Consider the following 24,183-nt stretch of genomic DNA (forward strand, 5'->3'; position numbering starts at 1 on the left):
TACGCTGTGCTCCCTTTTGAGTGCCTCATCTGCCTCCCTCCCCCTCCACCAGCCTGCCGCCGCTTCCCTTCCCGGCGGCGAGGTGAAATCATGAGCCTCGCGCTCCCGTCCCCGCGCGAGGAGGCGTGGCGCTGGTCCGATCTCTCCGGCCTGGCGGCGCTCGCCGAAGGCAGCCCGGCCGGCGGCGCGATCGATCCGGCGCACCTGTGGCTGAACCTCGGCGGCCCGCGGCTGCTGTTCGTCGACGGGCGGCTCGATGCGGCGCGCAGCGCGCCGGGCGTCATCGCCATCGGCCCGGTCGATGCGGCCAGCGAGCATCCGCTCGGCCGCCTCGCCGCCGGTAACGGCTGGACCCTGGCGATCGGCCGCGATCACGCCGCCGCCGGCCCGGTCGAGATCGTCCATGTCGCGACCGGCGGCGCCAGCCACCTGCCGGCGCGCATCGCGCTGGCCGAGGATGCGCAGGCGAGCATCGTCGAGACGTTCGTCGGCGATGGCTGGGCCAACCGGCTGACCGCGATCGCGCTCGATCACGGCGCGCGGCTGATGCGCGGCGTGCGGCTGATGCAGGCGAGCGGCTTTACCTCGCTGCGCGACGAGGCGGTGCTCGGGCGCGGCGCGAGCCTGGTCACGACGATCCTCGGCGTCGGCGGCGCCGGCACGCGGATCGACGGCGCCGTCACCCTGGCGGCACCCGGCGGCTATGCCGAATATGGCGGCGCGCTGCTGGCGCGCGGCGGCCAGCGCCACGACGCGGCCGTCGTTGTCCGCCATGCCGCCACGGAGGGCACCAGCCGCCAGCTGTGGCGCGCCGTGGCCGACGACACCGCCACCGCCAGCCTGGCCGCCCGTGTCGAGGTGGCGCGCGACGCGCAGAAGACGGACGGCGAGCAGTCGCTGCGCGGCCTGCTCCTGCGGCGTACCGCGACGGTGAACCTGAAGCCCGAGCTGGAGATCTTCGCCGACGACGTGAAGTGCGCCCACGGCGCCACGGTGGGCGAGTTGGACGCGCGCGCGCTCTTCTATCTCGCCAGCCGGGGCCTGCCGCCGGCGCAGGCGCGCGCGCTGCTGACCCGCGCCTTCATCGCCGACGCACTCGGCCGGATCGGCGAGGAGGCGGTGCGCGAGGCGTTCGTCGCCGATGCCGATGCGTGGCTGGGAAGCACGGAATGAGCCGATATTCTCCCTCACCCCTTCGGCTCAGGGGAGGTCGCGATCGTTCGCGGTCTGAACCGTGCGCCCCGATGACGCCCGCATTCGAGAGGTACGGACGCTAATGTCGATCCTCACCGACACCCGCCCGCTCGATCGCGTTGCGGACTTTCCGGCGATCCCGACGGGTTGGGCCTATCTCGACACCGCCGCCACCGCGCAGAAGCCGCAGGCAGTGATCGACGCCATCGCCCGTGCCTACAGCGAGACCTATGCGACCGTGCATCGCGGCGTCTACGCCCGCTCGGCCGACATGACCGTGGCCTATGAGGCGGCGCGCGCCCGCGTGGCCGGCTTCATCGGCGCCGCGTCCGCCGACGAGATCGTGTTCGTGCGCGGCGCGACGGAAGGCATCAACCTCGTCGCGCAGAGCTGGGGGCTGTCGCTGCAGCCGGGCGATCGCATCCTGCTCTCGCAGCTCGAACATCACAGCAATATCGTGCCGTGGCAGCTGCTGCGCGATCGGCTGGGCCTGCAAATCGATGTCGCCCCGCTGGATGCGGCCGGGTGCATCGATCTGGACGCGGTGGCGGCCATGCTGACGCCGCAGCACCGGCTGGTGGCGCTGGCCCACGTCTCCAACGTGCTCGGCTCCGTGCTGGATTGCCGTCGCGCCGCCGATCTGGCGCATGGCGTGGGCGCGAAGCTGCTGCTTGACGGCTGTCAGGCGGTGCCTCGCCTAGCCGTGGACGTCGCCGCCCTGGGCTGCGACTTCTACGTCTTCTCCGGCCACAAGCTCTACGGGCCGACCGGCATCGGCGTGCTGTGGGCGCGGGCCGACATCCTCGATGCCATGCCGCCGTGGCAGGGCGGCGGCGCGATGATCGATCGCGTCACGTTCGATCGCACCAGCTTTGCCCCGCCGCCCGCCCGGTTCGAGGCGGGGACGCCGCACATCGTCGGCGCGCTCGGCCTGCACGCGTCGATCGACTATGTCGACGCGATCGGCCTTGACGCCATCCACGCGCACGAGACGGCGCTGGTGCGCACCGCGCGCGAGGCGCTGTCGGCGCTGAACAGCGTCACGCTGTTCGGGCCGGAGGATGCCGCCGGCATCGTCAGCTTCGCGGTGGAGGGGGTGCATCCGCACGACATCGGCACCATATTGGACGAGGAGCGGGTGGCGATCCGCGCAGGCCATCATTGCGCCCAGCCGCTGATGGAGCATCTGGGCGTGCCGGCCACCGCGCGCGCCAGCTTCGGCGTCTATAATGGCGCGGCGGACGTGGACGCGCTGGTGCGGGGATTGCAACGGGTGACGAGAATATTCGGATGAGCGACGAGAACAGCATCAGGATCGAGGAGGTCGACGCCGTCGCCCCCGCGCCCCGCGCGCGGGTGGAGGAGGAGCCGGCGGTCCGCCCCCAGGCCAGCGTGCCGCACAAGGCGGACTATCTCGAAGGCTTCCTCGCCGCCGGCGCGGCCGCGCAGCCGGCCGGCGAGCCCGGCGGGGAGGTCTATGACGCCGTGATCACCGCGCTGAAGGAGATCTACGATCCCGAGATCCCGGTGAACATCTACGATCTCGGCCTGATCTACGGCGTCGACATCACCGGCGATGGTCATGCGGTGGTGACGATGACCCTCACGACGCCGCACTGCCCGGTCGCCGAATCGATGCCGGGCGAGGTGGAGATGCGCGTCGGCGCCGTTCCCGGCGTCGGCGCGGCCGAGGTCAATCTCGTCTGGGATCCGCCTTGGGATCCGCAGAAGATGTCCGACGAAGCCAAACTCGAACTGGGGATGCTGTGATGGCCACCACCGCCCGCGCCCGCCCGGCCGCGCTCACGCTGACGCCCTCCGCCGAGCAGCGCATCGCCGACCTGATGGCGCAGGCGCCCGACGGCGCCGTGGGGGTGAAGCTCTCCACCCCGCGGCGGGGTTGCTCGGGCCTTGCCTACTCGGTCGACTACATCACCGCCGCCGACCCTTTCGACGAGAAGATCGCCACCCCCGGCGGCGACTTCTACGTCGACGGCGGCTCCATCCTGTACCTGATCGGCAGCCGCATGGACTGGGTGGAGGATGATTTCACCGCCGGCTTCGTCTTCCAGAACCCCAACGCCAAAGGCGCCTGCGGTTGCGGCGAGAGCTTCACCGTCTGAGGCGGGGCATCGTGCAAGGCGGGCCTGGCGCGTTGGACGGGATGTTGGCGGAGAGGGTGTCCGCAAGGGGAAAGTGTAAGCTACTTAGATTGTTCAGTATTTTCGCTTTTCGGCCGAAAGTCTCTCCCACATTTACCCCACACTTGTGCTTTTTGGGCTACATTTTCGTGCCCGTTTGCCACGGGTCGAGCAGCGTCAAATCGAGCCCTGAAAAGTCCGGGACGTTGCGGGTCACCACGGTCATTCCATGGACGAGCGCCGTCGCCGCGATGAGCGCGTCGCGGTCCGAGCGTGGGTCCGGAACGTGCATCCGCGCGCACCGTCGAGCTACTTCCACGTCGACCGGAAGGATGCGGCCTTCGAATGCTGGCAAGACGCTCTGATCCAGCCAAGCGCGCAGAACTTTGCCCTGAGCCGCATCGCGCCGTTCGATCAGCAGGATGCCCAGCTCTAGCTCCAGGACTGTAATTGCTGACAGGAACAGGCTGCCGACGGGGATCGGCTGCGCCCAGGCGACCACGTTCGGGTCCGCCCTGCCGTTTTTCGTCTTGCGCAGCTCGGATACGACGTTCGTATCGAGCAAGTACATCAGGACAAGTCGGCGGGCCGGAAGAGCTCACCGGATGCGCGCGGCGCCTCAAAGTCGATAGCGTCGTGCTCATTTGCCGAGAGCAGGTCGATGATGCTAGCACCCTTTCCGACGAGCTTCTGGTAATCCTCGATGCTCATGAGGACGTGAGCCGGCCTGCCCCGATCGGTGATGAAGACCGGACCACCTGCCGTCGCCTTCTTCGCCCGGCTGGCATCCTGATTGAACTCGCGACTGGACAGCGTGGTAGATCCCATAGGGCGGCCCTCCATTTGATGTAGAAACATATCTACATGCGACGGCGCTGAACTTCAACCGCCATGGCACGCCTGCATGTGCTATCGGGCGACGGGAGCACGCGGCAGGCTGACGAGGTGAGCTATGGCGACGAGGATGTACAAGAGCGAGCCGATGGCGGCCATCTATGAGATGATGGAAGGCCTGCGCCAAGGCGGCGCCATCAACGAGCAGACGATGCACGGCTTCGACGCTGCCTGCTTATCCCTCGCGCCCGAGCCGGAGCGGCGCGCGCAGCAAGGCGGGAGCGATCAGGCTGCGTAACGCCCGTCATTGAGGCGGCGGGCCATGCCAAGGCCGGCGAGCGCATCGAGCACCGGACGGACGGTGGCGGCGCGCTTGCCCTTGAAGCTGCGGGCGATGTCCCCTGCGCCAAGCGGCGCGGGCGCGGCGGCGAGGATCGACTGCACCGCGCCGACCTGCTCGGGCAAGGTCGCCGGCCAAGGGATGACGTTGCTGACCGGCGCCATTGCGGCCTCGCCCAGGTCGAGCGTACCCGCGATCGGCGCGCGATAGCCGGGGTCCTGGAACTCGGGACGCAGATAGCGCACCAGTCCGCGCGCCTCCTCCGCCGCCCGCGCCTTGTTGAGCGCGACGAGGCGGGTGAGGATCGTCTCCTCGTCCAGCGAGCCGGCGCGATGCTCGTCGCCCCAGCCATAGGCGTCCGCCACCCTTTCATCGATCGCGTCGTGACGCTGGCGGATAAGCGTAACGAGCCCGCGATCGTGGATGTCGCGCTCCTGCGCCGTGAGCAATCGGCCTTCGCGAAGCGCTTCTATTACTGCGAGCCGAAGGTGCGCTGGCATGGTACCAACTGCGAAGGGGTCGAGGCCGACCTGATAGCCAAGTTCATTGAGGCATTCGGGACCCGCCCGCTCCGAAACCGCAACACTCCGACCGACGCGTACGAACGGATCTACTCCGCCAAGGAGCTACACGTGCTGCACCCTGGCAAAGGAGGTGGATTCCACTGGGCTTTGACACCGTTGCCCTCGCCTCACTTCTATCGCGCCGCGTGACTGATGCGATTTGCGGCAGGGGTTCCGGCCGGCGCTTGCCGACGTAGGCCGGACGAAGCCCCAAGATGCTTCTTAGACGCTTCTATCTTTCGATCGCCTCAAGGACAGACCAGATAGGCGAAAAGCCTGCGATGAACGAATGTCGGAAGTCCGGAGCCGAAACCCGGCGACGAATGTTCGATACTGACTCTGGTAAGTCACCCAACGTGCGTCGGGAGTGCGAGGGCTCTGACAACGAACGTCGTTGATTCGCGACATGCATCGCCGTTTCCGCGATCTGGCGAGGCAAGCCACGCGAGATCGAGCGAAGCGGCGCCTCGGTAATCCGGAAGCCCTTGGCATAGGACCAGTCGAGTACGACTCCAATGCGCTGCCGCACCCGCCGCGCCGTCTCCGGCTTGCTGAGCCAGATCGGCGCCAGCACGTCGCGGATCACCGGCCCTTCGATATCCGAGACGAGCCGATTGCCGATGCGCGGGAAGGCATAGGTGGTCAGCGTGGTGATCCACTGATCCTGATGCTTCCCGTTCTTCCAAGCGGCCTTGTGCTCCTCGTGCACCAGCTTGGCCGCCTCGCGGAAGGTCAGAATTTTCAGCTTCGCCTTCTGTCGCTCGATCGTGGGGTCGATCCCCTTCGCCAGCGACTTGCGCGCCTCGTGCGCCTTGTCGCGCGCTTTGGCCAAGGTGATCTCGTCCACCGGGCCGAGGCCGATGTCGCGGCGGCGGCCATTGTGCTGGACTCGCACGAACCAGTAGGCCCGGCCCGGCCTGGTGAACTCCAGGATCAGCCCGTCGCCGTCCGAGTAGCGACCTGGTTCCTTCAACGCGCGGATCTGCGCGACCGTCAGCTTCCCCATGATTCTGCCTCGATTTGGGTCCGAGTTTTGCCCCACACTTGTGTGGGGATGACCCGGAACATATCAGGAACACGTGAAATCCAGCAAGTAGCCAAGAGCCCTGTTGTTACAGGCACTTAAGGGACGTTTCTGGACTTCATGGGACACTGTAACTGGCGGAGAGGGTGGGATTCGAACCCACGGTGAGCTTGCACCCACAACGGTTTTCGAGACCGTCCCAATCGACCACTCTGGCACCTCTCCGCTAAGCGAGGCCGGCTGCGCGCAGCCGGGGCCGATCGATCGAAGCGGCGCTGTTAGCGGAAGCGATCCGGCTTGCCAAGCGCCGCTTGCCTCCGCGCGCTGCATCCCTAAATTGGCCGGATGACACAAGCCCTGCCCATCCCCCACGGTTCCCGCATCGCCGGCCCCCTGAGCCGCGCCGACGTGCCGCCGATCGCGCATGCGCGCTTCTCCATCGGGGATGTGGTGCGCCACCGCCTGTTCGAGTTTCGCGGGGTCGTGTTCGATATCGATCCCGTCTTCGCCAACAGCGACGAATGGTATGAGGCGATCCCGGAGCAGGTGCGCCCGCGCAAGGACCAGCCCTTCTACCACCTGCTCGCCGAGAATGCGGACAGCAACTATGTCGCCTATGTCAGCCAGCAGAATCTGGAGCATGACGAGAGCGACGAGCCGGTCGACCATCCGGCGATCGCCGGCCTTTTCGACGAGTATAGCGAGGGGCGCTACGCCCTGAAGCGCGAGCATCGCCACTGATCGGCGGGTGCCGCGCGCGGCGTATGGCAAGCCCGCGCACCGGGCGGCGGTGGCCGATTGACTCTGCGACGGCCTTCGCATAACAGCGCCATCTTCCCGCGCGGGGGCCGGCCGTGGCGATCGCCATTGCCGGCATTCTCTCGCGCGGATCGCATTTCGGGAAGTGATGAGGGCCATGTTCGCAATCGTGCGCACGGGCGGCAAGCAGTATCGCGTTGCCGCAGGAGACAAGATCGTCGTCGAGAAGATCGCGGGTGACGCGGGCTCGACCGTGTCACTGGGCGACGTGCTGTTCGCCGGCAGCGGCGGCGAGACGCAGGACGTAAGCGGACTCACGGTCTCGGCCGAGATCATCGCCCAGGCGAAGGGCGAGAAGGTCATCGTCTTCAAGAAGCGTCGCCGGCACAATTATCGCCGTCGCAACGGCCACCGCCAGCAGCATACGATCCTGCGGATCACCGCGATCGGCGATCACAAGGCCGAGAACGAGGCCCGGGCGGAAGCGCCGGCGGCCGTCGAAGCCTGAGGGAGTAAGAGAGCATGGCACATAAGAAAGCAGGCGGCTCCTCGCGCAACGGCCGCGATTCGGCCGGCCGCCGCCTCGGCGTGAAGAAGTTCGGCGGCCAGGAAGTGGTCGGCGGCAACATCATCGTCCGCCAGCGCGGCACCCGCGTCTATCCGGGTCGCAACGTGGGCATGGGCAAGGATCATACGCTGTTCGCGCTGGTCGACGGTCGCGTGGCGTTCCACGAGGGCAAGCTCGGCCGCAAGTTCGTGCGCGTCGACGCAGCCGAGATTACGGCCGAGGCGGCCGAGTAACGGACGAGCCGATAAGCGGGTCGTCCTGCGGGCGACCCGAAGATCCGCCATGGCGGATCGTGAGGGAGACGGGTCGCACCGGCTCCCTTTTTGCTGTCTTCCTCACCCGCCTGTCGCGCAGTCGTAACCCGTCTGGATCAGAGGCTGCGGTCGAGAAGGAGAAGGATCATGTTCGCACGGACGGAGCGGCTGATGCTGCGCCCCGGCTGGATCGAGGACGCACCGGCGCTCAGCCGGGCCATCGGCGACGAGGCGATCGTGCGCAACCTGGCGCAGGCGCCGTGGCCCTATGCGCTGGGCGATGCGGAGGCGTTCCTTGCGCGGCGGCGCGATGCGCTGCTGCCCGATTTCCTGCTGTTCCTGCGCACGCGCGGCACGCCCCGGCTGATCGGCGGGATGGGCCTGCAGCGCGACGCGGCGGGCGAGGTGGAGTTCGGCTACTGGATCGCGCGCGATTACTGGGGCCTGGGCTTCGCCACGGAGGCCGGCCGCGCGGTGATGGCGCTGGCGAAGGGCAGCCTGCGCCTCCGCCGGATGGTGGCCGGCCACTTCCTCGACAATCCCGCGTCCGGCAACGTGCTGCGCAAGCTGGGTTTCGCGCCCACCGGCCAGATCCTCGCGCGCGAATCGCGCGGGCGCGGCTGCGCGGTGCCGTTCGCCGCCTTCGCCTGGGCGGCGCCGGCCGCGCGGGCGGACGAGCCGCGCCTGGCGGCCTGAACCACCGGCCACGGGCGGCCGTGGATGCGACTGGGGGGACGCGCGCGGATCAGGCCGCCAGCGCGGGCTCCGGCCGCGCATCGTCCCGATCGGCGGCGGCGATCAGCGCGCGATCGTCGTGCCGCCACGGATGGAAGCCGGGCAGGAAGAAGGTGCCCCAGGCGCGCAGGATGCCGCGCATCATGCCGGGCGAGACCAGCGCGAACCACGCCACCCGCGCCCACGCGCGCGGGCCGGTCAGCCCGTCCTGCCGCAGCAGATCGAGGATGCCGGCGGTGCGATCGACGAGGAAGTTGCGGGTGACGAGCAGCATCACCCGGCTCTTGACCGACCAGCGGCGAAAGCGGGGCCAGCCGCGCGTGGCGTGCAGCCACGTATCGTAGGCCACGCCCTTATGCTCGATCTCCTCGATCGAGTGCCAGCGCCACAGGGCGGCCGATTCGGGATCGGCGGCGGCCAGGTGGCGCGGATCGGCGAGCAGCGCGTGGGCGAGGATGGCGGTGAAATGCTCCAGCGCCATCGTCACCGCCAGGCTGACGATCGGATGCTTGCGCCGCAGCAGATCGAGCCGCTGGTCGACCCGCGCGTCCAGCCGCGAGACGTCGTAGCCGGCGTCCGCCACGCGGCGGTTGAACGCCACATGCTCGCGGCTGTGCATCACCTCCTGCCGGGTGAAGGCCGTGATCTCGGCGGCAAGGCGCGGCGGCGCGCCATCGCGAAAGGCGCGCACGCTCTCCACGAACAGCGCCTCGCCCTTGGGGAAGGTGACGGAGAGCGCGTTGTAGAAGGCGGTTGCCACGGGATCGCCGCCGAGCCACCACCGGCCCAGCGCCGCGCCGCGGCCGAAGCGGCGGTCGCGCGGGCGGATGGCGAGATCGGCGGGGGTGGTGCTGCGCATGACGGAAAAGCCTCCTGATCCACCCGCATCTATGGACTACTGACACGAATGTCAACTACCCGCACGAGGATGACGCAGGAGGCGAGCCGCACCGCCGCGCTGGAGGCGGCGCGCGCGATCCTGATCGAGGATGGGCCGCAGGCGGTGACGCTGAAGGCGGTCGCCGCCCGCATCGGGCGTACGCACGCCAACCTGCTTCACCATTTCGGCTCGGCCGCTGGCCTCCAGCGCGCGCTCGCGGCCGGCATGGCCGAGCGGATCACGGCGCAGATCGGCGAGGCGGTGGTGAAGGCGCGTGCCGGCGAGATGGACCCGCGCGTGATCGTGGACCTCACCTTCGATGCGTTCGGGCGCGAGGGCGGCGGCGCGCTCGCCTCCTGGGCGATCCTCACTGGCGATCGCGCGGCGCTCGATCCGATCGTGGAGGCCACCCACCGCCTCGTCGATCACCTCGGCCCGCACGAGGGGCGGCCGGTCCACGCGATCACGCTGTCGCTGGTGCTGACGGCGCTGGGCGACGCGCTGATGGGCGAGCCGATGGCCGCCGCGCTCGGCCTGCCGCGCGATTCGGCGCGGGCGATGGCGGCGGAGCGGCTGATCGCCTTCGCGGCCGAGGGCGGCTGATCCGCCGGGTCGGCGCGACCCAGACGGCTTTCGGCCGCGGCACCGTGACCTTTGCCGCATTTGCGCTATATGCGGCGCCATGCATTTCCTCGATCAGGCAAAGATCTTCGTCCGCTCGGGCGCGGGCGGCCAGGGCGCCGTCTCCTTCCGGCGCGAGAAGTTCATCGAATATGGCGGGCCGGATGGCGGCAACGGCGGCAAGGGCGGCGACATCGTGTTCGAGGCGGTGGGCGGCCTCAACACGCTGATCGACTTCCGCTACACGCAGCACTTCCGCGCGCCACGCGGCAAGGGCGGGGCCGGCTCCAACCGCACCGGCGCGGGCGGCGACGATCTCGTCATCCGCGTGCCCGTCGGCACGCAGATCCTGTCCGACGACAAGGAGCATGTGCTGCTGGACTTCACGCGGGCCGGCCAGCGCGAGATCTTCCTGCGCGGCGGCGATGGCGGGCGCGGCAACGCCAGCTACAAGACCTCCACCAACCGCGCGCCGCGCCAGCACGGCACCGGCTGGCCGCACGAGGAAGCGTGGGTGTGGCTGCGGCTGAAGCTGCTGGCGGATGCCGGCCTGGTCGGCCTGCCCAACGCCGGCAAGTCCACCTTCATCAACGCCGTCACCAACGCCAACGCCAAGGTCGGCGACTATCCGTTCACCACCGTCCGCCCGCAGCTCGGCGTCGTCACGCGCCACGCCCGCGAGTTCGTCATCGCCGACATCCCCGGCCTTATCGAGGGGGCGGCCGACGGCGCCGGCATCGGCGACCGCTTCCTCGGCCATATCGAGCGGTGTCGCGTGCTGCTGCACCTCGTCGATGCCAGTGGCGATGATCCGGTGGAGGCGTATCGCATCGTCTGCGAGGAGCTGGACGTCTACGGCGCCGGACTGGCCGACAAGCCGCAGGTGCTGGCGCTGAACAAGGTAGACGCGGTCGAGCCGAAGCAGGCCGCGAAACTGGCGAAGACGCTCGCCAAGGTCAGCGGCGGCGAGGTGATGATGCTCTCCGGCGCCGCCGGCACCGGCGTGGACGCGGTGCTCGATCGTCTGGTCGAGGCGATCGGCCCCGCCGAAGCGGCCGCCAGCGCGATCGCCGCGCAATCCGCGCCGAGCGAGGCGGACGAGCCCTGGTCGCCTATCTGAGGCTTGTTGCGCTTCATTCTCAATATCACTATCCTGCGTCTACCAGAGCGGGAGGTGGCATGTACGAGTTCCTGGATCAGCCGGTCGAGCGGCTCGGCAACGGCAGCCGGTTCATCCTGTGGGCGATGCGCGCCTGGGTGAATGCGGCGCGTCGGGGCCGGTGCGGCCGGCAAGCGGTGGCAGGCTCGTTCGTCAACATGGGCGCCGCCGCCGCGCTGCCCGACTTTCACGCGACGATGGCGCGGCTGCGCGTGGCGCCGGGCCATCCGATCGCCTTCGCCCCGCTCGCCTGCCGGCGCATGGCGGAGGGGGAGGCGCTGATGCTGAGCCTGTGGCGCGGCGCCGCGCGTGGCGATCACGAGCAGGTGCGCGCCGTGCTGCGGCTGATCGTGCCGGCGGCCTCGGCCGACCTGCTGGTCGAATCGTTCGCCGCGACAGCCGATCACCTGCGCCAGGCGGAACTCGCGCCACGCGGCCTCGCCGATCCCGTCGACACGCGCGGGGCCGGATGATGAGCGACCGGATCGGCCAGGCGGCCACCCTCGCCCCTTCCGCCAGCCTGACGGTGGAGACGGTCCGCAGCGTCCGCCACTGGAACGAGCATCTGTTCAGCTTCGCCATCACCCGCCCGCCCAGCTTCCGCTTCCGATCGGGCGAGTTCGTGATGATCGGCCTGCCGGGCGAGAACCGCCCGCTGCTGCGCGCCTACTCGATCGCCAGCCCGGCCTGGGCGGAGGAGCTGGAGTTCCTCTCGATCAAGGTGGCGGACGGACCGCTTACCTCGCGGCTCCAGCGGATCGCCGCCGGCGACCAGCTGTTCCTCGGCCGCAAGCCCACCGGCACGCTGGTGGCGGACGCGCTGCTGCCGGGCCGGCGCCTGTTCCTGCTCGCCACCGGCACCGGCCTCGCGCCCTTCCTCAGCCTGATCCGCGATCCCGACATCTACGATCGCTTCGCCCAGATCTGTGTCGTCCACTCCGTGCGGCGGGTGAGCGACCTCGCCTTCCGCGCCGATCTGGAAGGGCAGCTCGCCGGCGATCCGCTAGTGCAGGATCAGGCGCTGCTGCAACTGAGCTACGTGCCGACCGTGACGCGCGAGCCATTCCGCACCGCCGCCCGCATCGGCGATTTGATCGCGGACGGCAGGCTGTTCGCGGGCGTCGCCGGCCCGTCCCGGCTCGATCCGGCGAGCGATCGGGTGATGATGTGCGGCAGCATGGCGATGATCCGCGATCTCGCCGCCGGCCTGGATGCGGCCGGCTTCGCCGAAGGATCGAACGCCGCGCCCGGCAGCTACGTGATCGAACGCGCCTTCGTGGGCTGACCGACCCGGCGATCCTTCCCGGACCGGGAAGGGGAGCGCCACATCGCGGGCTGCGCCCCCTCACCCGCCCCGTACCGGAACGGATCTGGCGCTGGATCGCCCGGCCCGAGCACCGTAAGGCGTGCCCCACGATGTCCGCCGCCTGCTTCGCCCCCGCCGCCTGCCCGCGCCTCGTCGTGAAGATCGGCTCGGCCCTGCTCGTTGACGGGGACGGCCGGGTGCGGCGCGAGTGGCTGGCCGGCGTGGTCGCCGATATCGCCGGGCGCCACCGCGCCGGCCAGCGCATCGCCGTCGTCTCGTCCGGTGCCATCGCGCTCGGCGCGCGGCGGCTCGGCCTGCCCAAGGGCGGCCGCGCCAGCCTGGAGGATGCGCAGGCGGCCGCCGCCACCGGCCAGATCGCGCTCAGCCACGTGTGGGCGGAGCTGCTGCATGGCGAGGGCCTCACCGCCGCGCAGATGCTCGTCACGCTCGACGATCTCGAGGACCGCCGGCGCTACCTGAACGCCGCCGCCACGCTCGATCGGCTGCTCAGCCTCGGCGTGGTGCCGGTCATCAACGAGAACGACTCGGTCGCCACCGAGGAGATCCGCTTCGGCGACAATGATCGGCTGGCCGCGCGCATCGGCCAGGCGGCGCTCGCCAACGGCGTGATCCTGCTGTCGGACATAGACGGCCTCTACACCGCCAATCCCGGCCGCGATCCCGCCGCCCGCTTCATCCCCGAGGTGACGAAGCTGGACGCCCGCATCCGCGCGATGGCGGATGGCGGCTCCGCCTCCGGCATGGGATCGGGGGGCATGATCTCCAAGCTGGAAGGCGCGCGCATCGCCATGGCGGCCGGCGCGCATCTGGCTATCGTCAGCGGCAAGGTGGATCACCCGCTCGCCGCCTTCTCGGCGACGGGGCGCGGCACCGTGTTCGTCGCGGAGAAGGGCGCATCGCCGCGCAAGGCGTGGCTGGCCGGGCGGCTGACGACCAAGGGCCGCATCCACGTCGACGCCGGCGCGGCGCGCGCGCTGGCGGCGGGCCGCAGCCTGCTGGCGGCGGGCGCCACCGCGGTGGAAGGCCGCTTCGCCCGCGGCGATGTCGTCGACATCGTCGGGCCGGCCGATGCGCTGCTCGCCCGCGGCCTCGCCGAATATGACGCGGCCGATGCCGCCGCCATCACCGGGCGGCGCAGCGATGCGCTGGAGGCCGTGCTCGGCTACGCGCCGCGCTCCGCGATGGTGCATCGCGATCACATGGTGCTGCTGTGAGGGTGCCGCTGTGAGGATGCGCTCGTGATGCTGGCGATCACCGGCGGCACCGGCTTCGTCGGCGGCCACCTCGTCGGCCGCGCGGTGGCGGCCGGCCACCGGGTGCGCGCGCTCGCCCGCCGCCCGCAGGCGGAGGTGGCGCAGGTGACGTGGATCGCCGGCGCGCTGGACCAAGCGGACAGCCTCGCCACCCTCGTCGCCGGGGCGGATGCGGTGATCCACGTCGCCGGCGTGGTGAACGCGCCCGATCGCGCGGGCTTCGCCGCCGGCAACATCGCCGGCACGCAGGCCGTGATCGCGGCCGCAGAGGCCGCCGGCATCCGCCGCTTCGTCCACGTCTCCTCGCTCGCCGCGCGCGAGGCCGGCCTCTCAAATTATGGCTGGTCGAAGGCCGGGGCCGAGGCGGCCGTCGCCGCCGCCATCGCGCTCGACTGGACGATGGTGCGCCCGCCGGCGATCTACGGCCCCGGCGACCGCGAGATGCTGGAGCTGTTCCGCATGGCACGGCGCGGCGTGGTGCCGCTGCCGCCGGCCGGGCGGCTGTCACTGATCCACGTCGACGATCTCGCCCGCCTGCTGCTGGCGCTGGCCGAGGGCGACGCCTGCCCGCACGCTATCATCGAGCCGGACGACGGCGTCGCCGACGGCTGGGACCATCGCGATCTGGCCCGCGCGATCGGCCGCGCGGTCGGCCGCCGCGCGGTGCCGCTGCCGGTGCCCGCCGCCCTGCTGCGGCTCGGCGCCTTCGCCGACGGCTTCGTGCGTCGCGGCCGCGCGAAGCTGACGCCCGATCGCGTGCGCTACTTCACCCATCGCGACTGGGTGGTCCGCAGCCGCCCGCCGGCCACGCTGTGGCGCCCGGCGATCGACACAGCGGAGGGGCTAAGGCGCACGGCGGAATGGTATGTCGGCGCCGGCTGGCTGCGGGCCTAGAGCGGTTGCAAGGCAGGTGGAATCACCTGCCGGTTCGACAACCGCGGCAAACAACCGGAGCGGTTCCACACAGGTGGAAACCGCTCTAGCCGCCCGCGTCGATCGGCCGCGCCTCAGCCCGCCGCGTGCCTGGCCGGGGCCGCCGCCGCGCCGCCGCCCTCCGCCCGCGTGGCATATTGCGCGACGAAGGCGATCAGGCTCGCCGTCAGCCCTACCAGGAATACGCGATAGGCATAGCCCAGCATCCGGTACTTCTTGCGATCGAGCACGCGGCCATTCTGGTAGATGTCGTTCACCATCGTCCGGTAGATCGTCTCGTCGTCCTGCAGCACGTCCAGCACGCGCTCGATATAATCCTCCTGCGCCAGGTGGCTGAACGATCCGAAGAACAGCAGGTTGATCGGCCCGCGCTGCTTCATGTGGGTGGCCGGCAGGATGGCCAGCACCGCCAGCACCGCGGAGACGAAGGCGAAGCCGCCCAGGATCAGCATCGGCAGCGGCGCGCCGGCGCCGCCCTTGGCCTGGCCGATCGTGATGGTGAAGATCACGAAGGTGGCACCCATCAGGATGCTCGCTTTCTGGTCGGCCATCTGGCTCAGCTGGTAGTGCGTCGTCTGCGTCGTGCGCACGAGATGGACGGCGTTGGGCGAGTAGCGGCGCGGCGGCGCATCCGGCTGGTCTTCGGCCATTCTTTCCCCTTTTCGTTGCGGCCGTTCATGCCAGCGGCGCAGGCCGATGCCAAGCGCGCCCCCGTGCCGCCGCAATCGCTTGGCAAGCGGGCGCCCACCCGATTAAGGAACATGCCGCATGAGCGACCGTGACCAGACATTCGCCAAGGTGGCGCAGGCGATCGAGCCCTTCAACCGCAAGCAGGTGGCGCTGGGCGACGCCACCACCTTCGCCGGCGATCTCGAATGGGATAGCCTGACCGTCATGGATTTCGTCGCCGCGGTGGAGGACGAATTCGACATCATCATCACGATGAACATGCAGGCCGAGATCGAGACGGTCGGCCAGCTCGTCGACGCCGTCGAGAAGCTGCGCGCATGAGCATGCCGCCCCAAGCCCTTGCCCCGAGCGCAGTCGAGGGATCGGCCGAGCGCAGTCGAGGCTTCTGCCCCGATACGCGTCGGCGTCGCCGCCGGGGGTGCCTCGACGTCGCTCGGCACATGGTCGGGCGCGCTGCAAAGATCGGGACCACAGCAACGATCGGGAGCGCCGCATGAGCGAGGCCGCCACCACCCCCGACGACGTGCGGCTCGGCGACGATGGCGCCGCGCCCGCCGGCGACCTGTTCTCCAAGTTCGACGCGCTGATCGCCGAGCGGCAGGCGCTGCTCGATACCGGCGTGCGCGATCCGTTCGCGATCGTCATGGAGAAGGTGACGTCGCCTACCGAGGCGATCATCTCCGGCCGCAAGACGATCCTGCTCGGCACCTACAATTACATGGGGATGACGTTCGATCCGGAGGTCGTCGCCGCCGGCAAGCGGGCGCTGGACGAATATGGCTCCGGCACCACCGGCAGCCGCGTGCTCAACGGCACCTACCAGGGCCATCGCGAGGTGGAGCAGGCGCTGAAGGACTTCTACGGCACGTCGTCGGCGATGGTCTTCTCCACCGGCTACCAGGCCAATCTCGGCGTGATCTCCACCCTTGCCGGCAAGGGCGACTACATCATCCTCGATGCGGACAGCCACGCCTCGATCTACGACGGCTGCTGGCTCGGCAATGCCGAGGTCGTCCGCTTCCGCCACAATTCGGTCGAGGATCTCGACAAGCGGCTCGGCCGGCTGCCCAAGGCGGCGGGCAAGCTCGTCATCCTCGAAGGCGTCTACTCGATGCTCGGCGACATCGCGCCGCTGCGGGAGATGGTCGCCGTCGCCAAGAAGCACGGCGCGATGATCCTGTGCGACGAGGCGCACGGCATGGGCTTCTTCGGCGCGCACGGCCGCGGCGTGTTCGAGGAGGCGGGCGTGTCCGACGACATCGACTTCGTCGTCGGCACCTTCTCCAAGTCGGTCGGCACGGTCGGCGGCTTCTGCGTCTCCAACCATCCGAAGTTCGAGGTGCTGCGCCTCGTCTGTCGGCCCTACGTGTTCACCGCATCGCTGCCGCCCAGCGTGGTGGCGACGGCGGCGGCATCGATCCGCAAGCTGATGCACGCGACGGACAAGCGCGCGCATTTGTGGAAGAACAGTCGCCGGCTGCACCAGGGCCTGCGCGATCTCGGCTTCCGGCTGGGCACGGAAACAGCGCAGTCGGCGATCATCGCGGTGATCTTCCCCGATCAGGAGACCGCCGTCGGCATGTGGCAGGCGCTGCTGGAGCTCGGCCTCTACGTCAACATGGCGCGGCCGCCGGCGACGCCCGCCGGCATGTTCCTGCTGCGCTGCTCGCTGTGCGCGGAGCATAGCGACGAGCAGGTCGGCGAGATCCTGACGATGTTCGCGCAGGCGGGCCGCGCCGTCGGCTGCATCGCCTGACCGGGTCGGGCCGGCCCGGAACCTTTCGGCCATCCAGGCTTTGCGGGCCGCCCCGGCTGCGCTAGGCTGGGCGCCGTCATGCAGCCGGACCCCAGCGACCTGACGACCGAGGGCGCACCGCCCGGCGCGTGGCAGCGCCGCGCGGCGAGCGTGATGGCGCTGCTGGTGGCGGCGCTGCTGATCGCCCTGGTCGCGCTGGTCGCCATTTCCAGCCGGGATCGCGACAAGGCGCTGCTGCGGGAACGACACAGCTACGACGTGATGCTGGTCACGCGCCAGCTGGACGCCTCCATCGCCCGGTCGGAGGCGGCGCTCGGCCGCTTCGTCATCAGCGGTGAGAAGCGGACGGGCGCGATCTACTATGACGAATGGAAGAAGGCCGGCCGCCAGCTCCGCCTGCTCACCCGGCTGACCCGCGACAATCCCGATCAGGCGCCCCTGGTCGCCGAGCTCGGCCGCCTCTACGACCAGCGCGGCAAGGAGCTGGCGGAGCCGGCGACGCGATCCTTCTACAAGCAGGGATGGACGGCGCTGTCGATGTTCTACCGCGCCGGCAAGGCCAGCAGCATCGCGCGCATCGATACGCTGCTGTCGCGCATCGCCTCCAACGAGCGGGATCTGCTCGGCGTCCGCTCCGATCGCGCCACCCTGTCGATGGACAAGGCCAATTACCTCACCGCCCTGCTCTCCGGCATCGGCCTGCTGCTGGTGCTGTGCGCGGCGGCGCTCGGCTGGACGACGGTGCAGGCGCTCGCCCAGCGCGCCCGCGCGCGGCTGGATGCGCGCGTCGAGGCGGATCGCGCCGGCGCGCTGGAATGGGCCGTGGCGGAGCGCACGCGCGAGCTGAGCGAGGCCAACGCCCGCCTGCTCGCCGAGGCGGAGACGCGCGAGGCGGCCGAGGCGCAGCTGCGGCAGGTGCAGAAGATGGAGGCGGTCGGCCAGCTGACCGGCGGCATCGCCCACGATTTCAACAATATGCTGGCGGTGGTCGTCGGCGGCCTCGATCTCGCCCGGCGGCGCCTGACGCACGAGGCGAACGAGGTCGGCCGCCATCTCGACAATGCGATGGAGGGGGCCAACCGCGCCGCCGCGCTCACCAAGCGCCTGCTCGCCTTCGCCCGCGCCGAGCCGCTGCTGCCCGAGGGGGTGGAGCCCGGCGCGCTGATCGCCGGCATGTCCGACCTGCTCGACCGGACGCTCGGCGAGCGTATCCGGGTGGAGACGCGGGCGGCCCAGGGCGGCTGGCACGTCTGGTGCGATCCGCACCAGCTGGAGAATGCGATCCTGAACCTCGCCGTGAACGCGCGCGACGCGATGAACGAGGAAGGCCCGCTGCTGATCGAGACCCGCAACCTCACGCTGCGCGACGGCGAGGTGGGCGAGGCGCGCGCCGGCGATTACGTCCGCATCGCCGTCACCGATCGCGGCGCGGGCATGACGCGCGAGGTGCTGGAGCGGGTGTTCGAGCCGTTCTTCACCACCAAGCCGGTCGGCAAGGGCACGGGTCTCGGCCTCAGCCAGATCTTCGGCTTCGCCCGCCAGTCGGACGGGGAGGTGGCGATCGATTCGACGCCCGGCAAGGGCACCACCGTCTCGCTCTACCTGCCGCGCTTCGTGGCGGCGGCCGGCGCGGCAAGTGTCGCCCCCGTCACGCCGATCGCGCCCGCCGCGCGCCCGGCCGCGAGCGGCGCGATCCTGGTGGTGGAGGATGATGCGCGCGTGCGCACCGCCACCGTCGGCAGCCTGCGCGAACTCGGCCACCGGCCGGTCGCCTGCGCCAGCGGCGAGGAGGCGCTGGCCGTGCTGGGCGGCGGCGACGACTTCGCCCTGATCGTCACCGACGTGGTGATGCCGGGCATGACCGGGCCGGACCTGATCGCCGCGATCGCCGACAGCCACGCGCACGTGCCGGTGCTCTACGTGACGGGCTATGTCGGCGACGCGGGCGACGCCGCCCGCTTCGCCGGGCGCGAGGTGCTGCGCAAGCCGTTCACGATCGCCGGGCTGGAACGCGCCGTGGCCCAGGCGATCGCCGGCGGACCGCGCCTGACGAGGCCGATCGCGGCGAACGAATGACGTTCGGCAGGTGCTTTACCTGCGGCGTCGAATCCAGCCGAACCGCCCGCGCGGCTTGTGCCAAGAAAGCGGCGGATAGCGCGAAGCGGCGTCAGAACAGGCGGATCAGTGTCAGGTCGAGCCGCCTCTACCGCACCGCACCGCCGCCGATCAGGCGCGGCAGCAGGCTCAGCGCGCCCAGCAGCGGGAAGCGGCGCTGCCACGGGCGGATCTTGATGGCGGTGCCGGCGTGGCGGTTGATCTTCCAGGCGAGGTAGTCGATGCCGCCGGCGAAGGTGGCGCTCGCCTTGGCCAGCCGCAGCAGGGTCAGCGCCTTGCCCTCGCGCCGTCGCCGCGCCCACAGCCGCGCGCCGGCCGCCCGCGCCTCGCTGCCGATCGGCGCGAGATGGACGGCGCCGTCGGCGATGCGCGCGCCGAGCCCCGCCGCCGCCAGCGCCGGCGCCGTGAAGGCGGCGTAGCGGGCCGGATCGGCATCGACGACGGAGGCGGCGCGCTGTTTCCGCTCCGCCCGCAGCTCGGCCGCGTAGGTCAGCGCGAAGGCCTGCCGCCACAGATCGAGCCGATCGATCCCGTCCGGCAGCATCGGCCGCGCCGCCGCCAGCAGCGCCGGCGCCGCCCCCGCCACCGCCGCGATCGCGCGGCGGCGGGCGATCGCATTGGCGCTCCAGGCGAGCCGCGCCGGCTGGGCGAACCGCGCCCATACGGAGACGCCACGGGTGGCGCCGCTCGCCAGCCGGGCGAAGTCCGCCTCGCTCAGCACGGCATATTTGGCGGTCAGGCCGCCGGCCGCGAACGGGAAGACGTTGGGCGGGATCAGGCGGTTGGCCGCCGCCAGCCAGCGTTGCGGGTAGGCGGCGCGATAGTCCGACACGATCAGGTAGAAATCGAGCATCAGCCCGTCGAGCTGGCTCTCGCGCAGGCAGGAGCCGTAGAACAGCACCGCGCGGGAAGCGGCGCCGTGCCGCTGCGCGATCGCCGCCGCCAGCGCGGCCACGCGCGGATCGACGGGCGTGGCGAGCTCGTCGGCGACGAGGGCGTCCAGCGGCTCCACGGCTTCGGGTCGCGGCGGCTCAGGCGGCGAGGCGGAGGAACGGCATCGGCGATGTCTGGGTCAGCACGATCGCGCCCCCCGCCCGCGCCTCATACACCTCGCCGTCCAGGATCACGCTGGACCGCTCGCCCTCGATGCGGATCTCGTCGCCGCGCTCCACATGCACGCCGGCCAGCCGCTGGTGGCCGAGCTTGCCGGACACGCCGGCCGCCACCGCCCGCACCAGGCTGAACGGGCTGTGATTGACCATCATCAGCTTCAGCGCGCCCGGCTGCGCCTCCGCCGTGGATGTCTGGGTGTTGAGCAGCATGCGCTGCAGCGTCGTGACGATCAGCAGCGCGAAGCTGCCCTGGATCACGCCCTGCCGGATCAGCGACACCGTCACCGGGCGCGGCCGCGGCGGCAGGAAGGCGGCGCGGATGCCGATGACGAGCGACAGCACCACCGCGACGAACGTCAGCGCGTGACTCAACCCGTTCGGCAGGCCGAGCGGATAGACCTTGTTGCGGCAGAACAGGATCGAATCGGCCAGGCCCGCGCCGCCCAGGAACATGCCGAGCACCGGCTTCTCGTTCGCCTCGCCGCTGCTCAGCGAGATCAGCTCGCGCGAGACGACGTGCGCCTCCACGCCGCCACGGGCGATGGCGAGCACGCGCTCCAGCGCGGCGATCGGATCGCCGCTGGCGCCCAGATCGAGCGCGATCAGGTTCGTCTTGCCGTTCGGCAGCACCGCCAGCGGCGGCGGCGTGCCCTCGAAGTGGCCGCCATGGTACAGCTCGGTCAGGGTCATCTGCACCGTGCCGTCGCCGCCGTTCACCACCAGCACCTTGGGCTCCACGCGGGATATCGTGCGCAGCGCGTCGCCGATCTGGTCGACATCCTCCACCTCGTAGTGGAAGATCTCGCTGTGCTGCGCGCAATAGCTGCGGATGCGCGGCAGGATCGCGCGGTTGCCCGTGGAGCGCGGGTTGGAGAGGAGGGCGATCAGCGCCATGGATCAGTTCGCCGCCATCCGGCTGCGGCCCATGGCGAGCGGCTTGATCGACAGGCCCTGGCGATAGTTGAGCACGATCTCCACCGGGCGCGGCCCCGCCCCCACGGTGATCGCGACATCCTCGTAGCGCGGCATCCGCCGCGCGAGCGCGTCGCCCAGCGAGATCGGCGGATTGCGGGAGAAGCCGCCGCCGTCGTTGATGCCGCCCTTGCCGTCGCCGTCCACGTCGTGCCGCACCGCGACCGCGTAGCGGCCGGGTGCCGGCAGCGCGACGCACACCTCGCTCGGCGCCGCGCGCACGGCCAGGTCGATCCGCGCGATCCGCTCGCCACCCTTCACGAACTGCGCCGGATCGCTGCCATAGACCTGCACGCGCAGGTTGCCGCCGACGCGCTTGAACCCCTCCACCTTCACCAGCACCGCCGGCGCGTGCGCGCCCGGGCGGCACGCGGCGGGATCGGCGGCGGAGGACCCGGCGACAACGGCCGCGCGCGCGCCTGCCAGCGGCGCGGCGAGCGCGAGCAGGGCAAGAACGGTGCTCGACAGTTTCGACATGACCTCATCACTCCCGGAAGCTATAGCCGTGCGCGAACGCACGGTGGATTCACCCACCCCCGAACGCTCGCAAACTCGGCTGCCTTTGCGGCCAAAACATGGTCATGAGGCGTCCAAATTTGATTATCGGGAGCCGCATCGACCAGTATCTCGCCCGTCTCATCATCGTGCCGCTCGTGGGGACGCTGGTCGTCGCGTCAATGCTGTTCGTGCTGGACAAGATGTTGCGACTGTTTGATTTCGTCGCGCAGCAGGGCGGCCCGGTCAGTGTGGTGTGGCGGATGCTGGCCAACATGCTGCCCGAATATCTGTCGCTGGGCATCCCGATCGGGCTGATGCTGGGCGTGCTGCTGGCCTTCCGCAAGCTGGCGCTCTCCTCTGAGCTTGACGTGCTGCGCGCCGTCGGCATGAGCTACGGGCGGCTGCTGCGCGTGCCCTACGCCTTCGCGCTGGCGCTGGCGCTGCTGAACCTCGCGATCGTCGGCTTCGTCCAGCCCTATGCCCGCTACGCCTATGAGGGGCTGCGCTTCGAGCTTCGCTCCGGCGCGCTCGGCGCCTCGATCAAGGTGGGCGAGTTCACCAAGCTGGGCAAGACGATGACCTTGCGCGTGGAGCAGAGCCGCGACGGCGGCAAGGAGCTGACCGGCATCTTCGTGATGGCCAACGGCAAGGCCGGCAAAACGCTGGCCGTCACCGCCGAGCATGGCCGCTTCATGGCGACGGACGATCCGAACACGATCATCCTGCGGCTCTCCAACGGCACCCTCGTGCACGATGCGCCCAATTTCGTCACGCCGCGCGTGCTCGCCTTCGCCGGCCACGATCTGCCGATCGACCTGCCGAAGATGGAGGCGTTCCGCACGCGCGGCGGCCGCGACCTGGAGATGACGATGCCGGAACTCGCCCGCGTCGCGTGGGAGAGCGGCACATCCTCCCGCACGCGGGCGGAGCTGCGCGCCAACTTCCACTTCCGCCTGGTGGAGGTGGCGACGATGTTCCTGCTGCCGCTGCTCGGCCTGGCGCTGGCGGTGCCGCCGAAGCGATCGACCTCGGCGCTCGGCGTGTTCCTCTCGATCGTCCTCCTCGTCACGCAGCACAAGATCAACGAATATGCCCAGGCGCTCGGCAGCCGCGGCGGGGTGGATCCGCTGATCGCCCTGTGGGTGCCGTTCCTGCTGTTCGCCGCCCTCTCCTGGTGGCTGTACCGCACGCTGGCGCACGTGCCCGGCGGCCAGCCGATCGGCGCGCTGGAACGGGTCGCCGCCAAGACGACCGCCGCGCTGCGTCGCCGCCTGCAGATCCGCCGCAAGCGGGGGGTGGCCGCATGAGCATCAATCCGCGCTTCTTCGCCTCGCCCACGATCACCTGGTACATGGCGAAGATCTTCCTCGTCCGCACCTTCGCCGTGCTGGCCGGGCTGGTGCTGATCCTCCAGACGCTCGACCTGCTGGGCGAATCCGGCAACATCCTGGCCTATCCCGGCAACGGCGACGCGCAGCTGTGGCATTATGTGTCGCTGCGCGCGCCGCAGATCGTCGCGCGCTTCCTGCCCTTCTCGGTGCTGCTCGGCTCGCTCATCACGCTCGCCACGCTGAACCAGAATAGCGAGATCATCTCGATGAAGGCGGCCGGCGTCTCGGCCCACCAGATCCTGGCGCCGCTGATCGTGGCCAGCCTGTTCGTCGCCGCCGGCTCCTTCTGGTTCAACGATCGCATCGTCGCCCGCGCCACCGCCACGCTGACGGCGTGGGACAATGCCGATTACGGCCCGGTGCCGGTGGATCGCGGCATCGCCAGCAACGTGTGGGTGCGCGACGGCGACGATCTGATCCACGCCGCCACCGCCAGCGGCCGAGGCCCCGCAACGCGGCTGAGCGACGTCACCATCTACGATCGCAGCGGCGGCGCCTTGCAGACGATCATCAGCGGCGCCCGCGCGGCGCAGGCGGACGGCGGCTGGCGGCTGCTGGGGCCGACCCGCTTCGATGTCGCCCGCGGCACCCGCCGGCAGCTGCCGGCGATCGTCTTCGGCCGCGGCATCACGCCCGATCGCTTCACCCTGGCCGATGTCGATGCGGACGAGCGCAGCTTCGGCGCGCTGCGCATCGCCATCGCCGATCTGCAGGCGGCCGGCCGGCCGACCGGCGAGCTGGAGGCCGGGCTGTGGCACAAGCTCTCCGGCCCGCTCTCCGCCATGCTGATGCCGCTGCTGGCAGGCGTGGCGGCGTTCGGCCTCGCCCGGTCCGGCCACCTGTTCGTGCGGGCGGTGATCGGCATGGCGCTGGGCTTCACCTATTTCGTCGTCGACAATTTCGCGCTGGCGATGGGCAATCTTGGCGCCTATCCGCCGCTGCTGGCGGCCTGGGCGCCGCCGCTGCTGTTCCTGCTGATCGGCGAGGTGGTGCTGATCCGCACGGAGGAGTAGCGGCCGCGCGACGGCCGCTGTCGCAAAACCGCCGCATTGCGGATCGATGAT

The 24,183-nt window shown here is 70.3% G+C and carries 30 protein-coding genes and 1 tRNA gene; 21 read left to right on the forward strand and 10 right to left on the reverse strand.

Annotated elements, in window-relative coordinates; genetic code table 11:
* The first annotated feature begins 90 nt into the window (after positions 1 to 90).
* The 4 genes from GNT64_RS12015 (at position 91) to GNT64_RS12030 (ending at position 3,317) form a co-directional block, all read left to right on the forward strand.
* Positions 91 to 1,173 (forward strand): SufB/SufD family protein, encoded by a 1,083-nt coding sequence (locus GNT64_RS12015; RefSeq protein WP_156679733.1) that lies wholly within the window; start codon positions 91 to 93, stop codon positions 1,171 to 1,173.
* Positions 1,174 to 1,276: 103 nt separating this feature from the next.
* A complete protein-coding gene (locus GNT64_RS12020) occupies positions 1,277 to 2,488 on the forward strand; it encodes a cysteine desulfurase (protein ID WP_156679734.1) in 1,212 nt (403 codons plus the stop codon).
* Positions 2,485 to 2,964 (forward strand): SUF system Fe-S cluster assembly protein, encoded by a 480-nt coding sequence (locus GNT64_RS12025; protein WP_156679735.1) that lies wholly within the window; start codon positions 2,485 to 2,487, stop codon positions 2,962 to 2,964. The genes GNT64_RS12020 and GNT64_RS12025 overlap by 4 nt, the downstream gene beginning before the upstream one ends.
* Positions 2,964 to 3,317 (forward strand): HesB/IscA family protein, encoded by a 354-nt coding sequence (locus GNT64_RS12030; RefSeq protein WP_156679736.1) that lies wholly within the window; start codon positions 2,964 to 2,966, stop codon positions 3,315 to 3,317. Before GNT64_RS12025 ends, GNT64_RS12030 begins: the two co-directional genes overlap by 1 nt.
* A gap of 157 nt (positions 3,318 to 3,474) precedes the next feature.
* Here GNT64_RS12030 and GNT64_RS12035 read toward each other — a convergent pair whose 3' ends face one another.
* A complete protein-coding gene (locus GNT64_RS12035) occupies positions 3,475 to 3,906 on the reverse strand; it encodes a type II toxin-antitoxin system VapC family toxin (protein ID WP_156679737.1) in 432 nt (143 codons plus the stop codon).
* Positions 3,906 to 4,163: a type II toxin-antitoxin system Phd/YefM family antitoxin gene (locus GNT64_RS12040; protein WP_156679738.1), complete on the reverse strand. Its 258-nt coding sequence runs from the start codon at positions 4,161 to 4,163 to the stop codon at positions 3,906 to 3,908. Before GNT64_RS12040 ends, GNT64_RS12035 begins: the two co-directional genes overlap by 1 nt.
* 136 nt (positions 4,164 to 4,299) lie before the next feature.
* Here GNT64_RS12040 and GNT64_RS12045 point away from each other — a divergent pair, with 136 nt between their 5' ends.
* The gene (locus tag GNT64_RS12045) at positions 4,300 to 4,467 is read left to right on the forward strand and encodes a hypothetical protein (protein ID WP_156679739.1); all 168 of its coding nucleotides are present in this window, start codon (positions 4,300 to 4,302) and stop codon (positions 4,465 to 4,467) included.
* Here GNT64_RS12045 and GNT64_RS12050 read toward each other — a convergent pair.
* Positions 4,455 to 4,874, reverse strand: coding sequence for an RNA-binding protein (locus tag GNT64_RS12050; RefSeq protein WP_156679740.1), 420 nt, complete (start codon positions 4,872 to 4,874; stop codon positions 4,455 to 4,457). The two genes, GNT64_RS12045 and GNT64_RS12050, sit on opposite strands and share 13 nt — an antisense overlap.
* Before the next feature lie 18 nt (positions 4,875 to 4,892).
* Between GNT64_RS12050 and GNT64_RS12055 the strand changes: the two genes are divergently transcribed.
* Positions 4,893 to 5,222, forward strand: coding sequence for a hypothetical protein (locus GNT64_RS12055; protein WP_156679741.1), 330 nt, complete (start codon positions 4,893 to 4,895; stop codon positions 5,220 to 5,222).
* 82 nt (positions 5,223 to 5,304) lie between these two features.
* On the opposite strand, the gene GNT64_RS12060 is transcribed toward GNT64_RS12055, so the two are convergent.
* Together GNT64_RS12060 and GNT64_RS12065 are read right to left on the reverse strand one after the other, a co-directional pair.
* Positions 5,305 to 6,078, reverse strand: coding sequence for a tyrosine-type recombinase/integrase (locus GNT64_RS12060; protein WP_156679742.1), 774 nt, complete (start codon positions 6,076 to 6,078; stop codon positions 5,305 to 5,307).
* Positions 6,079 to 6,231: 153 nt separating this feature from the next.
* Positions 6,232 to 6,321: transfer RNA gene (locus GNT64_RS12065), tRNA-Ser, on the reverse strand.
* A gap of 120 nt (positions 6,322 to 6,441) precedes the next feature.
* On the opposite strand from GNT64_RS12065, the gene hspQ reads away from it, so the two are divergent.
* The 4 genes from hspQ to GNT64_RS12085 all read left to right on the forward strand — a co-directional run bounded on the left by hspQ (position 6,442) and on the right by GNT64_RS12085 (position 8,373).
* Complete coding sequence (gene hspQ, locus GNT64_RS12070; RefSeq protein WP_156679743.1) at positions 6,442 to 6,837, forward strand: heat shock protein HspQ; 396 nt, start codon at positions 6,442 to 6,444, stop codon at positions 6,835 to 6,837.
* Positions 6,838 to 7,012: 175 nt separating this feature from the next.
* Positions 7,013 to 7,363, forward strand: coding sequence for a 50S ribosomal protein L21 (gene rplU, locus GNT64_RS12075; protein ID WP_156681594.1), 351 nt, complete (start codon positions 7,013 to 7,015; stop codon positions 7,361 to 7,363).
* 14 nt (positions 7,364 to 7,377) lie between these two features.
* Positions 7,378 to 7,656: a 50S ribosomal protein L27 gene (gene rpmA / locus GNT64_RS12080; protein ID WP_156679744.1), complete on the forward strand. Its 279-nt coding sequence runs from the start codon at positions 7,378 to 7,380 to the stop codon at positions 7,654 to 7,656.
* Between the two features lie 168 nt (positions 7,657 to 7,824).
* Positions 7,825 to 8,373 carry a GNAT family N-acetyltransferase gene (locus GNT64_RS12085; RefSeq protein WP_156679745.1) on the forward strand — a complete coding sequence of 183 codons (549 nt, stop codon included), beginning with the start codon at positions 7,825 to 7,827 and terminating at the stop codon, positions 8,371 to 8,373.
* A 49-nt stretch (positions 8,374 to 8,422) separates the two neighbouring features.
* Here GNT64_RS12085 and GNT64_RS12090 read toward each other — a convergent pair whose 3' ends face one another.
* Positions 8,423 to 9,271: a metal-dependent hydrolase gene (locus GNT64_RS12090; protein ID WP_156679746.1), complete on the reverse strand. Its 849-nt coding sequence runs from the start codon at positions 9,269 to 9,271 to the stop codon at positions 8,423 to 8,425.
* Between the two features lie 69 nt (positions 9,272 to 9,340).
* Here GNT64_RS12090 and GNT64_RS12095 point away from each other — a divergent pair, with 69 nt between their 5' ends.
* The 6 genes from GNT64_RS12095 (at position 9,341) to GNT64_RS12120 (ending at position 14,546) form a co-directional block, all read left to right on the forward strand.
* Positions 9,341 to 9,895, forward strand: a complete 555-nt coding sequence (locus tag GNT64_RS12095; protein WP_231638976.1) for a TetR/AcrR family transcriptional regulator — start codon at positions 9,341 to 9,343, stop codon at positions 9,893 to 9,895.
* Positions 9,896 to 9,974: 79 nt separating this feature from the next.
* Positions 9,975 to 11,033: a GTPase ObgE gene (gene obgE / locus GNT64_RS12100; protein ID WP_156679748.1), complete on the forward strand. Its 1,059-nt coding sequence runs from the start codon at positions 9,975 to 9,977 to the stop codon at positions 11,031 to 11,033.
* A 59-nt stretch (positions 11,034 to 11,092) separates the two neighbouring features.
* Positions 11,093 to 11,545: a hypothetical protein gene (locus GNT64_RS12105; protein WP_156679749.1), complete on the forward strand. Its 453-nt coding sequence runs from the start codon at positions 11,093 to 11,095 to the stop codon at positions 11,543 to 11,545.
* Entirely contained in the window at positions 11,545 to 12,357 is an 813-nt protein-coding gene (locus GNT64_RS12110; RefSeq protein ID WP_156679750.1) for a ferredoxin--NADP reductase, read from the forward strand. The genes GNT64_RS12105 and GNT64_RS12110 overlap by 1 nt, the downstream gene beginning before the upstream one ends.
* Before the next feature lie 131 nt (positions 12,358 to 12,488).
* Positions 12,489 to 13,613, forward strand: coding sequence for a glutamate 5-kinase (proB, locus tag GNT64_RS12115; RefSeq protein ID WP_156679751.1), 1,125 nt, complete (start codon positions 12,489 to 12,491; stop codon positions 13,611 to 13,613).
* Positions 13,614 to 13,640: 27 nt separating this feature from the next.
* Positions 13,641 to 14,546, forward strand: coding sequence for an NAD-dependent epimerase/dehydratase family protein (locus tag GNT64_RS12120; protein WP_156679752.1), 906 nt, complete (start codon positions 13,641 to 13,643; stop codon positions 14,544 to 14,546).
* A gap of 113 nt (positions 14,547 to 14,659) precedes the next feature.
* Here the strand turns inward: GNT64_RS12120 and GNT64_RS12125 are convergent, their stop codons facing one another.
* The gene (locus tag GNT64_RS12125) at positions 14,660 to 15,235 is read right to left on the reverse strand and encodes a Pycsar system effector family protein (protein WP_231638977.1); all 576 of its coding nucleotides are present in this window, start codon (positions 15,233 to 15,235) and stop codon (positions 14,660 to 14,662) included.
* Between the two features lie 118 nt (positions 15,236 to 15,353).
* Here GNT64_RS12125 and GNT64_RS12130 point away from each other — a divergent pair, with 118 nt between their 5' ends.
* From GNT64_RS12130 to GNT64_RS12140, 3 genes are all read left to right on the forward strand, one after another.
* Positions 15,354 to 15,596, forward strand: a complete 243-nt coding sequence (locus GNT64_RS12130) for an acyl carrier protein (protein WP_156679753.1) — start codon at positions 15,354 to 15,356, stop codon at positions 15,594 to 15,596.
* 172 nt (positions 15,597 to 15,768) lie between these two features.
* Positions 15,769 to 17,031 carry a serine palmitoyltransferase gene (spt, locus tag GNT64_RS12135; RefSeq protein ID WP_156679754.1) on the forward strand — a complete coding sequence of 421 codons (1,263 nt, stop codon included), beginning with the start codon at positions 15,769 to 15,771 and terminating at the stop codon, positions 17,029 to 17,031.
* Positions 17,032 to 17,109: 78 nt separating this feature from the next.
* Complete coding sequence (locus tag GNT64_RS12140) at positions 17,110 to 19,107, forward strand: ATP-binding protein (RefSeq protein WP_156679755.1); 1,998 nt, start codon at positions 17,110 to 17,112, stop codon at positions 19,105 to 19,107.
* A 127-nt stretch (positions 19,108 to 19,234) separates the two neighbouring features.
* Here the strand turns inward: GNT64_RS12140 and GNT64_RS12145 are convergent, their stop codons facing one another.
* Genes GNT64_RS12145 through GNT64_RS12155 form a run of 3 tightly spaced genes read right to left on the reverse strand, consistent with a single transcriptional unit; the run spans position 19,235 to position 21,707 of the window.
* On the reverse strand, positions 19,235 to 20,158 hold the full coding sequence (locus GNT64_RS12145) for a hypothetical protein (protein WP_156679756.1): 924 nt from the start codon (positions 20,156 to 20,158) through the stop codon (positions 19,235 to 19,237).
* 19 nt (positions 20,159 to 20,177) lie between these two features.
* Positions 20,178 to 21,152 carry a diacylglycerol/lipid kinase family protein gene (locus GNT64_RS12150; protein WP_156679757.1) on the reverse strand — a complete coding sequence of 325 codons (975 nt, stop codon included), beginning with the start codon at positions 21,150 to 21,152 and terminating at the stop codon, positions 20,178 to 20,180.
* A 3-nt stretch (positions 21,153 to 21,155) separates the two neighbouring features.
* Entirely contained in the window at positions 21,156 to 21,707 is a 552-nt protein-coding gene (locus tag GNT64_RS12155; RefSeq protein WP_156679758.1) for a DUF2141 domain-containing protein, read from the reverse strand.
* A gap of 104 nt (positions 21,708 to 21,811) precedes the next feature.
* On the opposite strand from GNT64_RS12155, the gene lptF reads away from it, so the two are divergent.
* Together lptF and lptG are read left to right on the forward strand one after the other, a co-directional pair.
* Positions 21,812 to 23,035, forward strand: coding sequence for an LPS export ABC transporter permease LptF (gene lptF / locus GNT64_RS12160; RefSeq protein WP_156679759.1), 1,224 nt, complete (start codon positions 21,812 to 21,814; stop codon positions 23,033 to 23,035).
* Positions 23,032 to 24,132: an LPS export ABC transporter permease LptG gene (gene lptG / locus GNT64_RS12165; protein ID WP_156679760.1), complete on the forward strand. Its 1,101-nt coding sequence runs from the start codon at positions 23,032 to 23,034 to the stop codon at positions 24,130 to 24,132. Before lptF ends, lptG begins: the two co-directional genes overlap by 4 nt.
* Positions 24,133 to 24,183: the final 51 nt, after the last annotated feature.

Source organism: Sphingomonas profundi (genome assembly GCF_009739515.1).
GTDB classification, from domain to species: Bacteria; Pseudomonadota; Alphaproteobacteria; order Sphingomonadales; family Sphingomonadaceae; genus Alterirhizorhabdus; species Alterirhizorhabdus profundi.